At 61.8% G+C, this 13,114-nt stretch carries 12 protein-coding genes; 6 read left to right on the top strand and 6 right to left on the bottom strand.

Annotation, left to right across the window (positions count from 1 at the left end):
• Positions 1-13: 13 nt before the first annotated feature.
• The 5 genes from ACKZ62_RS10270 to ACKZ62_RS10250 all read left to right on the top strand — a co-directional run bounded on the left by ACKZ62_RS10270 (position 14) and on the right by ACKZ62_RS10250 (position 3,835).
• The gene (locus ACKZ62_RS10270; RefSeq protein WP_032889983.1) at positions 14-973 is read left to right on the top strand and encodes a YVTN family beta-propeller repeat protein; all 960 of its coding nucleotides are present in this window, start codon (positions 14-16) and stop codon (positions 971-973) included.
• The gene (locus ACKZ62_RS10265) at positions 970-1,710 is read left to right on the top strand and encodes a lanthanide ABC transporter ATP-binding protein PedB/LutE (protein ID WP_122756690.1); all 741 of its coding nucleotides are present in this window, start codon (positions 970-972) and stop codon (positions 1,708-1,710) included. Before ACKZ62_RS10270 ends, ACKZ62_RS10265 begins: the two co-directional genes overlap by 4 nt.
• Positions 1,707-2,498, top strand: coding sequence for a lanthanide ABC transporter permease protein PedC (locus ACKZ62_RS10260; RefSeq protein WP_099600947.1), 792 nt, complete (start codon positions 1,707-1,709; stop codon positions 2,496-2,498). Before ACKZ62_RS10265 ends, ACKZ62_RS10260 begins: the two co-directional genes overlap by 4 nt.
• 107 nt (positions 2,499-2,605) lie before the next feature.
• Positions 2,606-3,154, top strand: coding sequence for a PQQ-dependent catabolism-associated CXXCW motif protein (locus ACKZ62_RS10255; RefSeq protein WP_401380130.1), 549 nt, complete (start codon positions 2,606-2,608; stop codon positions 3,152-3,154).
• 15 nt (positions 3,155-3,169) lie between these two features.
• Positions 3,170-3,835 carry a response regulator transcription factor gene (locus ACKZ62_RS10250; RefSeq protein ID WP_032889994.1) on the top strand — a complete coding sequence of 222 codons (666 nt, stop codon included), beginning with the start codon at positions 3,170-3,172 and terminating at the stop codon, positions 3,833-3,835.
• Between the two features lie 1,099 nt (positions 3,836-4,934).
• Here the strand turns inward: ACKZ62_RS10250 and ACKZ62_RS10245 are convergent.
• The 6 genes from ACKZ62_RS10245 to ACKZ62_RS10220 all read right to left on the bottom strand — a co-directional run bounded on the left by ACKZ62_RS10245 (position 4,935) and on the right by ACKZ62_RS10220 (position 12,148).
• A complete protein-coding gene (locus tag ACKZ62_RS10245) occupies positions 4,935-6,878 on the bottom strand; it encodes a PAS domain-containing hybrid sensor histidine kinase/response regulator (protein WP_050442845.1) in 1,944 nt (647 codons plus the stop codon).
• Complete coding sequence (gene nosP / locus ACKZ62_RS10240) at positions 6,820-7,965, bottom strand: nitric oxide-sensing protein NosP (RefSeq protein ID WP_447096624.1); 1,146 nt, start codon at positions 7,963-7,965, stop codon at positions 6,820-6,822. Before nosP ends, ACKZ62_RS10245 begins: the two co-directional genes overlap by 59 nt.
• A 405-nt stretch (positions 7,966-8,370) precedes the next feature.
• The gene (locus ACKZ62_RS10235) at positions 8,371-9,546 is read right to left on the bottom strand and encodes a porin (protein WP_032888121.1); all 1,176 of its coding nucleotides are present in this window, start codon (positions 9,544-9,546) and stop codon (positions 8,371-8,373) included.
• Positions 9,547-9,703: 157 nt separating this feature from the next.
• The gene (locus tag ACKZ62_RS10230) at positions 9,704-10,516 is read right to left on the bottom strand and encodes a sulfite exporter TauE/SafE family protein (RefSeq protein WP_447096623.1); all 813 of its coding nucleotides are present in this window, start codon (positions 10,514-10,516) and stop codon (positions 9,704-9,706) included.
• Entirely contained in the window at positions 10,517-11,761 is a 1,245-nt protein-coding gene (locus ACKZ62_RS10225; protein ID WP_095184359.1) for an NAD(P)/FAD-dependent oxidoreductase, read from the bottom strand.
• Positions 11,762-11,812: 51 nt separating this feature from the next.
• Complete coding sequence (locus ACKZ62_RS10220) at positions 11,813-12,148, bottom strand: ArsR/SmtB family transcription factor (protein WP_017527038.1); 336 nt, start codon at positions 12,146-12,148, stop codon at positions 11,813-11,815.
• A gap of 94 nt (positions 12,149-12,242) precedes the next feature.
• Here ACKZ62_RS10220 and ACKZ62_RS10215 point away from each other — a divergent pair, with 94 nt between their 5' ends.
• Complete coding sequence (locus ACKZ62_RS10215) at positions 12,243-13,106, top strand: MBL fold metallo-hydrolase (RefSeq protein WP_032888127.1); 864 nt, start codon at positions 12,243-12,245, stop codon at positions 13,104-13,106.
• Positions 13,107-13,114: the final 8 nt, after the last annotated feature.

The following is a 13,114-nucleotide window of genomic DNA, read 5'->3' as shown; positions in this document are numbered from 1 at the left end:
TAAGGAATCCGCCATGCGCCGCACCCTGCTCTCATGCGCCCTGCTGCTTGCCGCCGGGCACGCCGTGGCCAGTACCGCCTGGGTCTCCAACGAGAAAGACAACAGCCTGAGCCTGATCGACATGCAGACCCTGCAAGTCACCGACACCCTCAAGGTCGGCCAGCGCCCGCGAGGCTTGCTGCTGTCCCATGACAATAAGCTGCTGTACATCTGCGCCAGCGACTCGGACCGCGTGCAGGTGATGGACGTGGCCACGCGCAAGATCATCAAGGAACTGCCCTCCGGCAAAGACCCCGAGCAGTTCGCCCTGCACCCCAATAACCGCTGGCTGTACGTGTCCAACGAAGACGATGCGCTGGTCACCGTGATCGACACCGAGACCTCCAAAGTGCTCGGCCAGATCAACGTCGGCGTCGAACCCGAAGGCATGGCCGTCAGCCCGGATGGCAAGTGGGCGGTGAACACCAGCGAAACCACCAACATGCTGCACTGGATCGACACCAGCACCCAGACCCTGGCCGACAGCACCCTGGTGGACCAGCGCCCGCGCTTCGTCGAGTTCAACCACGATGGCTCGCAGCTGTGGGCCTCGGCAGAAATCGGCGGCACCGTGACCATCCTCGACGTGGCCAGCCGCGCGATCCTCAAGACCCTGACCTTCAAGATCAAGGGCGTGCACCCGGACAAAGTCCAGCCGGTCGGTATCAAGCTCAGCGCCGACGGCAAATACGGTTTTGTCGCCCTCGGCCCGGCCAACCATGTGGCGGTGATTGATGCCAAGACCTTTGAGATTCTCGACTATCTGTTGGTGGGCCGCCGCGTGTGGCAGATGGCATTTACCCCGGACGAGAAACAGTTGCTCGCCACCAACGGCGTGAGCGGTGATGTGTCGGTGATCGACGTGGACAGCCTCAAGGTGGTCAAGTCGGTGAAAGTCGGGCGTTACCCGTGGGGTGTGGTGGTGACGCCATGAACGCCCTGGAGGTGCGCGACGTGAGCTTCGCCTATGGCGCACGGCAGGCCTTGTGCGAGGTGAGTTTCAGCCTGGCGCCAGGGCGTTTTGCGGCATTGCTGGGGCCCAATGGCGCCGGCAAATCCACCTTGATCGCCCTGCTCACGCGGCTGTATGACCTGCAAAGCGGCGACATTCGCGTGGGCGGTCATTCCCTGCGCGATGCGCCGCGCGCCGCCCTTAAGCAATTGGGCGTGGTATTCCAACAAAGCACCCTGGACCTGGACTTGAGCGTTGAGCAGAACCTGCGCTACCACGCCGCGCTGCACGGTTTGTCGCGGCGCCAGACCGACACACGGGTAGAAGCCGAACTGACGCGCCAGGCCCTCACCGAGCGCCGCCGCGAAAAAGTCCGCGAACTCAACGGCGGGCATCGGCGCCGCGTAGAAATCGCCCGCGCCCTGCTGCACGAACCGCGCGTGCTGTTGCTCGACGAAGCCAGCGTCGGCCTCGACCCGGCCAGCCGCCTGGCGCTGAACCAGCATGTGCGCAGCCTGTGCGCCGAGCACGGCATCAGCGTGCTGTGGACCACTCACTTGCTCGACGAAGTGCAGGCCAACGATGCACTGATGATTCTGCACCAAGGCCGCCTGGTGGCCAGCGGGCAAGTTGATGAGTTGATCCAGCAACAAGGCGGCGACCTGGGCAGTGTGTTCGCCCGATTGACCCGACCCACTGTGACGGGAGCCGCCGCATGAACGCTTACTGGCAATGCCTGCGCGGCATCGTGCTGCGTGAGTGGCTGCGTTTTGTGTTGCAGCGCACGCGCTTTCTCAGCGCCCTCGTGCGCCCGTTGCTGTGGCTGGTGGTGTTCGCCGCCGGGTTCCGTGCCGCGTTGGGCATCTCGGTGATCGAGCCCTACGACACCTACATCCCCTACGAGGTCTACATCATTCCGGGACTGGCCTGCATGATCCTGCTGTTCAACGGCATGCAGGGCTCGTTGTCGATGGTCTACGACCGCGAGATGGGCAGCATGCGCGTGTTACTGACCAGCCCGTTGCCGCGCACGTTTTTGCTGTGCAGCAAACTGTTGGCCACGGCATTGATCTCGCTGTTGCAGGTATACGGATTCCTGGCGATTGCCTGGGTCTACGGCGTGCAACCGCCAGCCATGGGCCTGTTGACTGCCCTGCCGGCGTTGCTGCTGGTGGCGTTGATGCTCAGTGCATTGGGCCTTCTGCTGTCGAACGCGATTCGCCAATTGGAGAACTTTGCCGGGGTGATGAATTTCGTGATTTTCCCGCTGTTTTTCCTGTCGTCGGCGTTGTACCCGCTGTGGAAAATGCGCGACTCCAGCGAATGGCTGTACTGGCTGTGCGCGGTCAACCCGTTTACCCACGCCGTGGAACTGGTGCGCTTTGCCCTGTATGAACGCTTCGCCGGCCTGGCCCTGGCGGTTTGCCTGGGGTTGACCCTGTTGTTCACGCTGCTGGCGGTGCTGACCTTCAATCCCCAGCATGCCGCACTGCGCAAAAAAGGCTGAAGCCGATAAAACTACTACTTTGGTACTGGTTTTCCTGTCTATCGTCGCATTCCCAAGGGCTCGGGACTCACGTGTAATGCGCGCATAACGATAAGGATTGCCCTGCCATGCTGCACGCCCGACTGCCTCTGTTGGCACTGCTGTGCCTGTTCGTCGCCCACGTCCAGGCCGACACTCCACTGTTTTCCGCCGACGGCTACCGCATCAGCCTGTACCGCAGCCCCACGCCCGACCACCTGCCTGGCGCCACGATTGTCGACACCGCGGCCCTGCAAACCCTGCTCGGCCAAAGCCCGGCGCCGGTGCTGATCGATGTGTACCGCCGCCAATGGCTGCAAGGCCGCTTCATCGAAGACCAGCCCCACGCCAACCTGCCCGGCAGCCACTGGCTGGCCAATACCGGCGACGGCGACCTCACGCCGGAGTGGCAAAGCTATTTCGTGCGCCACTTGTATGCCTACAGCGGCGGCGACCTCAAGCGACCGTTGGTCTTCTATTGCCGCTCCGATTGCTGGCTGAGTTGGAACGCGGTAAAACGTGCCGCCAACCTCGGCTATACCTCTGTGTACTGGTATCGCGACGGTCTGGATGCCTGGGAGGCGGCGAAGCTGCCGGTGACGGTCGCCCAACCCGAGCCATTTCAAACATCACAATAAGAAAGGTGAACGGCCATGTACAAAATCCTGATTGCCGACGATCACCCACTGTTTCGCGAAGCGATCCATAACGTCATCAGCGACGGCTTTCCCGGCAGCGAAGTGATGGAAACCGCCGACCTGGACAGCGCCCTGGCGCTGACCCAGGAACACGACGACCTCGACCTGATCCTGCTGGACCTGAACATGCCCGGCATGCACGGCCTCAATGGCCTGATCAACCTGCGCAACGAGGCGCCGACCATTCCGGTGGTGATCGTCTCGGCCGAGCAGGACAAGCAGATCGTGCTGCAAGCCATCACCTATGGCGCCGTGGGTTTTATCACCAAGTCCTCGCCACGCCTGCAAATGACCGAGGCGATCCAGCAGATTCTCAACGGCAACGTGTACCTGCCGCCGGACATCATCCGCACCCAGAAGCCCGGCACCCACCGGCGCCTCAACGAAAACCCCGGCTTCGCCCCCGAACTGCTGCAAGCCCTGACACGCAAGCAATTGCTGGTGCTGGAGCGGATGACCAAGGGCGAGTCGAACAAGCAGATCGCCTACACCCTGGAGATTGCCGAAACCACCGTGAAGGCCCACGTGTCGGCGATCCTGCGCAAGTTGAACGTGCACAACCGGGTGCAGGCAATCCTCAGTGCCGGGGATATCGATTTCGGCTCGTACCTGCGCCGCTGATCCGCCTGACACAACAGTGGGCAAATGTGGGAGGGGGCTTGCCCCTGAGAGCGGTGGGTCAGTCGGCATCTACTTGGCTGAAACACCGCCATCGGGGGCAAGCCCCCTCCCACACTTGATCTACGTTTGTCAGGGCCGACCGAGGGGTGGCTCATGGCGGTCTTGAGCTTCATTGGCCGTGCCTGCGCCGCAAATCCTCCAGACACAACACAAATAAAATGTGGGAGGGGGCTTGCTCCCGATAGCAGTGGGTCAGTCGGCATCTACTTGACTGAAACACCGCAATCGGGGGCAAGCCCCCTCCCACACTTGATCTCCGTATGTCAGGGCCGACCGAGCAGGTGGCTCGTGGCAGTCTTGAGCTTCATTGGCCGTAACTGCGGCGCCAATCCTCCAAACACAACACAAATAAAATGTGGGAGGGGGCTTGCTCCCGATAGCGGTGGGTCAGTCGGCATCTACTTGACTGAAACACCGCCATCGGGGGCAAGCCCCCTCCCACACTTGATCTCCGTTTGTCAGGGACGACCGAGGGGTGGCTCGTGGCAGTCTTGAGCTTCATTGGCCGTAACTGCGCCGCCAATCTTCCAGACACAACACCGGTCAAATGTGGGAGGGGGCTTGCTCCCGATAGCGGTGGGTCAGTCGGCATCTACTTGACTGAAACACCGCCATCGGGGGCAAGCCCCCTCCCACACTTGATCTACGTTTGTCAGGGCCGACCGAGGGGTGGCTCGTGGCGGTCTTGAGCTTCATTGGCCGTACCAGAGCCGCCAATCTTCCAAACACAACACCGGTCAAATGTGGGAGGGGGCTTGCTCCCGATAGCGATGGATCAGTCGACATCTACTTGGCTGAAACACCGCCATCGGGGGCAAGCCCCCTCCCACACTTGATCTACGTTTGTCAGGGACGACCGAGGGGTGGCTCGTGGCAGTATTGAGTTGCATCGGCCGTACCTGCGCGCCAATCTTCCAGACACAACACCGGTCAAATGTGGGAGGGGGCTTGCTCCCGATAGCGGTGGGTCAGTCGGCATCTACTTGGCTGAAACACCGCCATCGGGGGCAAGCCCCCTCCCACACTTGATCTCCGTTTGTCAGGGCCGACCGAGCAGGTGGCTCATGGCGGTCTTGAGTTTCATCGGGCGTACTGGCTTGTGCATCAAGGTGTGCCCCAATTCGCGGATCTGTTGCTTCAACTCATTGCTGTAGTTGGCGGTGATCATCAGCGCCGGGATTGCACTGGCCCGGCGTGCGTTGATGCGTGCCACGGCATCTACACCGTTCTGGTCGTCGTCGAGGTGATAGTCGGCGATCAGCAAGTCGGCTTCGGCATGGTAGTTGTCCACCTGCCGTGCCAAATCCTGTTCCGACAAGGCGGTAATCACCCGGCAGCCCCAGCCTTCCAGCAAGGTGCGCATGCCCGCGCAGATCGCCGCGTCGTTATCCAGCACCCACACCCGTGCGCCTTGCAGGCGTTCGAGCATCGGTTCGCTCATGGCCAGCATCGGCAGTGACTTGGGCGCCGTGGCGCTCAACGGCACCTCCACCGAGAACATCGAGCCCTGGCCCGGCCAGGATTTGACGCTGATGCGATGACCCAGTATCCCCGCGATTTTTTCCACGATCGCCAGCCCCAGGCCCAACCCGCGGTCCTGGTCCGGACGCTGCACATCGCCGCGTTTGAACTCCTGAAAAATCTCCTCCAGCCGCTCCTCGGCAATGCCCATGCCGCTGTCCCACACCTGGATCGACAGGCGCTGGTGCTGGCGGCGACATCCCAGCACCACACGCCCTTTGTAGGTATAGCGAATCGCATTGCTCAGCAGGTTGCGCAGAATCCGCGCCAGCAACTGAATATCACTGCGCACCAGCGCCGAGCAGCCGACAAAATGCAGCTCCAGGCCCTCGCTGCGGGCCAATTCGGTGTATTCGGCAGCTAGGTTGTCGAGCAATTCACTCAGGGCAAACGGCGCGATGTCGGCCTTGATCACCCCGGCATCCAGCTTGGAAATATCCACCAGAGTACCCAGCAGGTTTTCCACGTCTTCCAGGGAATTGCTCACGTTGCGCACCAACTGTTCGCTGGGGCGTTCGAGCAAAGCGCTGGTGAATAATCGCGCAGCGTTCAGCGGTTGCAGCAGGTCGTGGCTGACGGCGGCGAGGAATTTGGTTTTCGACAGGTTGGCCTGTTCGGCTTCGAGCTTGGCTTCGCGCAGGCGGGTTTCCATGCGGCGGCGCTCGTCGATTTCCTTGAGCAACTGGTCGTTAAGCGCAGTGAGTTCCGAGGTGCGCTGGGCGACACGCTGCTCCAGGTGTTGATAGGCCTGATGCAGGGCCTCGGCGGTGCGGCGGCGTTCGGTGATGTCGCGGATCAGCACAAAGATCCCCACCACTTCGCCACTGGCCAGCAGATTGGGGACATAGGAGCGCAGCATGTAGCGCTCCTGGTTATTGATATTGGTCTCGGCGAATTCAAAGGTCACGCTCTCCCCCGCCAAGGCCCGGGCGACGTAGGCGTCCAGGCGCTGGCAGTGCTGTTCGCTGTGGACCTCGCGCAGGCTCTGGCCGAGCATCATGCCGCGCGGCCAGCAGTACCATTCTTCGTAGACTTTGTTGGTGAACTCGTAGACCAGGTCAGCATTCAGGTAGCCGATCAGGGCCGGAACATGGTCGGTGATCAAGCGAATCCAGCGCTCGCTTTCCTGGGCTTTCTGCGCCGCCACCTGTTCGCCACGCAGGGTTTCGGCACGCAACCGGGCGTTGATCAGCAAGTGGTTGCTGGCCTTGAGTTCGGCCATCGCCTGGTTCAGCGCGTCGGTGCGTTCGCGCACTTGCTCGGCCAGTACCACCGAATGCTGGAAGGTGGTGTAGGGGTTGTTGCCCTGGGTCACGCCGGACTCAATGCGCTCGATCAGCGCGGCGTTGATCCGCGCCAGCTTGTGGTTGTCCTGTTGCAATTGGGCAACCTGGGCGAGCAGTTCAGCGCCGGCCTCGGGCAATGGCGACCCCGGTGAAGGTCTGGTTGATATGCATGCCATTGAACTGTTCTCCGTAGGTGTTGAACCCCATCACCCGCTGGTCACGCAGGAAGCCGCCGATCTGTTCCAGATTGTCACTGTCTTCCAGCTCAAGGCGGCGCAGGAAGCAGTCGCAGCCGATGGTCAACAGCAGGTCGCCAAGGCGCGCTTGCAGGCCGTCGAACAGCGTTTGCAGGTTCGGCAGGATCGACCCGGGCTTCATTACGGTGAGGACGATGCCGTTTTCCACGGCGCAGTAGAAACTCAGGCTCAAGTCGTCGTGCACTTGCTGGATCGCGCGTACGTAATACTGATCGTGGATGCGTACCGCCAGCGGGTGCGCCGCGAACACGCGGTGATCGAGATCGGCCACGGCCACGCCGATATGCCGCGCGTACTCTTCGGCGGCAGGTTCGGCGTTGAGCTCGAAGACCCGGCGCGACGGGCTGTCGGCGCCGGTCACCACCAGCTTTTCACTGCGCGGCAGAATGTGGTGGGTGGTAAACACCTCGAAGTCCAGCCAGGTATTGACCAACACCACCACCGCCGCGCCGCTGTGGAAGGCGCCGTTGAAGTACACGTGGGTGTGGGTGAGGAAGTTGTCGTCGCCGGCCGAACCGCCAAAATGCGGAATGTCGCCAAGCGCCGCGCTGAGGGCCGCGAGCACCACTTCTTCACGGCTGGACAGGCCATCGAGCAGGGTCAGGGCGAACGTGTTGCCCTTGATCGGCGCCAGGGTATTGCTGCGGCAACCGCCGACCAGGCGTTCGACCATCTGCTGGGCGTCGATCAGGCTGAAGTGTTCCACCTGATCGATCAGCTCGGTGGCGATGGAAAAGTGCGCGTGGTTAAAGCCCATCGCCGTCACGCAATTGCGGCCGTAGCCCTGGGGCGTGATCTCGCCGGCGCTGGTGCAACCCACCACGCGCACGTTACCGAAGCACTGTTGCAGGGCCTGGCCCAACGCCTGCAAATCGTAGGAGGCCGAACAGAAAAACAGCACAAACCCCAGGTAGGGGTGCAGCAGTTGACGGGCCAACTCCTCAGCCGCCTGCCCGGCGTCGGTGGCCTGGGACATGGCGCTGATTACGCCTTCACTGTTATGCATCGTTGGTTCCCCCTCTGAGGCATGAGTGTACGAAGGGCGGGGGGTGGGACCTATGCTACTTGGGTACTGGGTGGGGGGATGCGATGGGATGAGTCTCTCCACTGACCGATCCACCCCATCGGGGCATAGGTATCTACACCTTGCCTAAAAGCCGACACATAACGCTGTGATGAGCGGGCTTGTCACGCGCTGGGCTGCGCAGCAGCCCCAATAAAAACGCGGGGATATTTCTGGTAGAACTCAGCGTCTGGTTTGGGGCTGCTTCGCAGCCCAGCGCGGGGCAAGCCCGCTCACCACGAAAGCACTATTTTCCCAGAATGTGTTTTCACCAAAGAGGCGTAGATACCTTTGCCTGTGGGGGGCAAATCGAATCGTCGCACCGCCCCTCCCCCATTTTTGAATGGCTTACCAAGTCAGGACCGCACCTACAGCAAAGGTATCGGTGTCTTCATTCTGCGCACGGGTGTCATGCCCCTTGATCTGGAATTGGTTGTACTCCGCCACCAGCTTCAGGTTGTCGTTCACGTCATGAAACAACGCAATCCCGCGCGTCTCATAATCCGCCCCGCTGCCCACCACGCCGTTGCCGTCATCCTCTGTCTTGCCGTAGGACAGCGCCAGACGGTTCTTGCCCACTTTGTACGAGCCTTGCACCAGGTAACCGTTGCTGTCCACATTGCGCAGGGTGGCTTCCCCGGCATTGTTGGTGAAGAACGGGTTGATGCCCTTGGCCTGGAAGCCCGAACCGGTCAGCGACAAGCCGCCGATTTTCGCCTGTACGCCATAGCCCAGGCCTTTGGACGTCACCGATTCGACGGTGGAGTCGGTGTTGTCCGAAGTCTGGTAGCTGCCATTGAGCCAGCTGTAGATCTTCGCCCCGCCCAGGTCGAACTGGTAGGTGATCTCGCTCTCGGTGCGCGGGTTCTTCTGGTAGGCCTTGCCCAGTGCGCTGCTGTCGTTGGTGTCCACCGGGTCCATGATGCCTACAGCCACGCGCAGGCCGTCCATCATTGGGGTGCGGTAGGTAATCTGCGAGGTGGGGAACGGGTACGGGTAGCCGCTGCCGATATTGCCGAACGACACACCGCCGCCGTCCACCAGGCCAAGGCTGTCGCTGACCTGGCCGTAACCGGCGAGCAGTTCATCGAGCAGGATATTGGAGCGGGCGAACAGGCCGAAGTCCTTGCCGATCAGCACTTCGCCCCACTCTGGGTTCGCCACGGTGCCGTAAAACTGGCGTACATCGATGGCGGTGTCGGTGCCGTTGGTTTCGCTGTCGTTGATCGTCACCCAGAACGAGGCGCGGGCGCCGAGCTTGAGGTCGTCGACCTGCTTGCCCATGTTGAAGCCCAAGTAGTTGGGCAGAAAACCCATCTTCACCCGGGACTGGCGGCGGTCGTATTGGTCGCCGGCGCGGTCCACGTCACTGTTGACGTAGAAAGCGTTGATGTAGCCGTCGGTGGAAAAGGTGGTTTCGTCCTTGTCGTACAGCATGATTTCGGCGTCAGCGAACGGGCTGAGGCTAAGGCCGACGATAAAAGCAGGTAACAGACGCAGGGGGAGATTTTTATTGTTATGCATGGCGCGCTCCGCAACGGGGACTTGATGTCGGAGGCGATTATCGAAAAGCGCCAGGCCACGGCCTACGCTGCCTTGGCCGTGGTTTCAGGGTGCTTTGGACGGGCAGCGGGTGCCCGGTAACTCTGGTGTAAGACGGGCCCAGTCACAGGCCCGGCACTTAGTGCGTAAGACCGGCCTTGGCCAACATGTCCACAGCCACCAGTACACACAGACTGGCAAACCCCACCTGCAAGGTGCGCGCGGGGATCACGGAACACAGGCGCCGGCCGACCAGCATGCCGACGATACTGGCGCCGATAAACACCCAGCCCACCGGTTCGATGCTCACCCCGGCATGCAACGCACCGGCCACGCCGATCAGCGAGATCAGGCTGATCACCATCAACGAGGTGGCGACGATGCCGCGCATCTGCACGTCGGTGAGTTGTTTGAACGCCGGCACGATCAGGAAGCCTCCGCCCACGCCGAGCAAACCGGAGACCGCACCGGTCACGGCGCCGAGCGCGGCCAGGGTGGCGCTGCATTTGGCGGTCCAGGCCAGGCGTCCAGTCTGTTGATTGAGCATGCAGTTCTTCTGGCCCCAGGAGGCGGCGCCGTGATCACTCGGCCCGGCCTCGACCTTTTCACGCTGCAACATGCGCCAGGCCACCAGCACCATCAGCGCACTGAACAAGCCCATCAGCACCGGTTCCGTCATTTGGTGAGCAAGAAACACCCCCAGCGGCGAAAACAGCGCGCCGAGCAAGGCGATCAGCAGCGCAGCGCGGTAACGCACCAGGCCGTGGCGCAAGCCATCAATCGCACCGACGGCCGCCGCCGCGCCCACCGCCAGCAAAGACACCGGCGCGGCCTGGGTCATGCTCAAGCCCAATCCCAGCACCAACGCCGGCACCCCAAGGATGCCGCCGCCCGCACCGGTCAGGCCCATGACCAGGCCCATCAACACACCCAACACACTGGCCAGCAGCATTCAGTCCACCTTGCTCAGACGGGTCAGCCACTCGCGGCCCTTGAGCATGCCGTTCCAGTAGAACCACGGCAGCAGCGTAGCCTTGAGGAACCACATCGAACGGCGCGCCTTGGTCGGATCGAGGGCGAAGGTCGGCAGCAACTTGCCGCCGTAGCCGAACTCGGCAAGCACCACCTTGCCCTTCTCCACCGTCAGCGGGCAGGACCCGTAGCCGTCGTACTTGAGCGGCAAGGTTGCTTGCTTACGCAGGGCCAGCAGGTTTTCGGCAACCACCACGATCTGCTTGCGCACAGCGGCGGCGGTCTTGGCGTTGGTGGTGCCGCACACATCGCCCAGGCCGAAGATGTGCGGGTAGTGCAGGTGTTGCAGGGTATGGGGGTGCACTTCACACCAACCGGCGGCGTCGGCCAGCGGGCTTTGGCGGATAAAGTCCGGGGCGACTTGCGGCGGGACGACGTGCAGCAGGTCGAAGGATTTCTCTTCAACCGTTGTATTGCCCTCGGCGTCTTTCACTGCAAACCAGGCCTTGCGTGCCGGACCGTCAACTTTCACCAGATTGGAATTGAACGCCAGGCGCGCGTTGTATTTTTCAACGTACTTCATCAACGGCGGCACAAAGGTCGCCACCCCGAACAGCGCCGCGCCGGCCAGGTTGAATTCCACATCAATGTGCTTGAGACGGCCCTGCTTGAGCCAGTGATCGCAGGACAGGTACATGGCTTTCTGCGGCGCGCCGGCGCATTTGATCGGCATGGCCGGCTGGGTGAAGATCGCCTTGCCGCCCTTCAACTGCTGCACCAACTGCCAGGTGTAGGCGGCGTATTCGTAGCTGTAGTTGGACGTGACACCGTGCTGACCGAGGGTGTCTTGCAAGCCCTCGATAGCCTCCCAGGCCAGGCGCAGGCCGGGACACACAATCAGATGTTGCCAACTCACGCGCTGGCCGCTGTCGAGTAAGAGGGTTTGCTCGTCCGGCAGCACCTCGCTGACCGCTGCCTGTATCCAGGTGACGCCATTAGGCAGCACGTCGGCCAACGGGCGGCGGGTCTTTTTCAGGTCATAGGCGCCGCCGCCCACGAGGGTCCAGGCCGGCTGGTAGCAATGGTGGTCGTTGGGTTCGATGAGGGTGATGTTCAGGTCGGGGTCGCGCTTGAGCAGGCTGGCCAGCAGGCCGATGCCAGCCGAACCGCCGCCGATGACAACGATATCGCCACTGATGGATGGGCCCCAGTGTTGTTCGGTCATGGTCTGATGCCTTTTATCGTCAATGCACACAAGGGTCGTTGCCGTATGGCGTCACGCCCAGCTTTTTATGACCGCGCCGCAGTACAGCCCGGACAGGGTTTTCATCACTTGGATCACTTCGTGGCTGGCCAGCCCGTAGAAGATGTACTTGCCTTCCCGACGGGTGGCGACCAACCCTTCGTCGCGCAAGATGCCCAACTGTTGTGACAGGGTGGGCTGGCGCACGCCGGTCATGGTTTCCAGCTCGCCGACGTTGCGCTCGCCCTGGGTCAACTGGCACAGGATCAACAGGCGATCCTCATTGGCCAGGGCCTTGAGCAAGGCACAGGCCTTGGACGCCGACGCGCGCAACTGGGCGACTTCGCCTTCACTCAGAGTAGATTCCATTTGCCTCGGGTCCTTTGCCTCACTTAAGCTCAAAACATTATGTGTAAATGTAAAGTGATTGTAATCACTTTTTTCAGCATCAGGGGCAGCCGTCATGTCAGCGTTGATTCATTCCTTTCTGGACGAGACGTCGTCGACCTACACCTACGTCGTCTATGAAACGGACGGCGGCCCCTGTGCCATCGTCGATTCGGTCCTCAACTACGACCCGGCCTCCGGGCGTACTGACACCGCCCAGGCCGACAAGGTTATTGCCTTTGTGCGTGAGCACAGCTTGCAAGTGCAGTGGCTGTTGGAGACACACGCCCATGCCGACCACCTGTCCGCCGCGCCGTACCTGCGCCGGACAGTGGGCGGCAAGATCGCCATTGGTCAGTCGATCAGCAAGGTGCAGGGCGTGTTCAAGAACCTGTTCAACCTGGAGCCGGAATTTCGCGTCGACGGCTCGCAGTTCGACCACCTGTTTGCGCCGGATGAAATCTTTCACATCGGCAACCTCAAGGCCCAGGCGCTGCACGTGCCCGGCCACACCCCGGCGGACATGGCTTATCTGATCGAGGATCGATTGATCCTGGTCGGCGACACCCTGTTCATGCCCGATGTCGGCACGGCCCGCTGCGACTTCCCTGGCGGCGATGCGCGGCAGCTGTATGCGTCGATGCGCAAGCTGTTGGCCTTCGCTCCCGACACGCAGCTGTACGTGTGCCATGACTACCCGCCCGAGGGTCGCGAGGCAAAATGCCTGACGACCGTGGCGCAGCAGCGAGCGGGCAATATTCATGTGCATGACGGAGTGGATGAAGCGACGTTCGTGGCGATGCGCACCCAACGCGATGCTGGGCTGGGGATGCCCACGCTGTTGTTGCCGGCGATCCAAGTGAATGTGCGGGCCGGTCATATGCCGCCAGCGGAGGCAAACGGGGTGGTTTACTTGAAGATTCCGTTGAACCAGCTCTAAAGCCGCCC

This window comes from Pseudomonas sivasensis (assembly GCF_052938085.1).
Note: the sequence above shows the minus strand (reverse complement) of the source record. Positions and strands in the feature narration are given on the sequence as shown.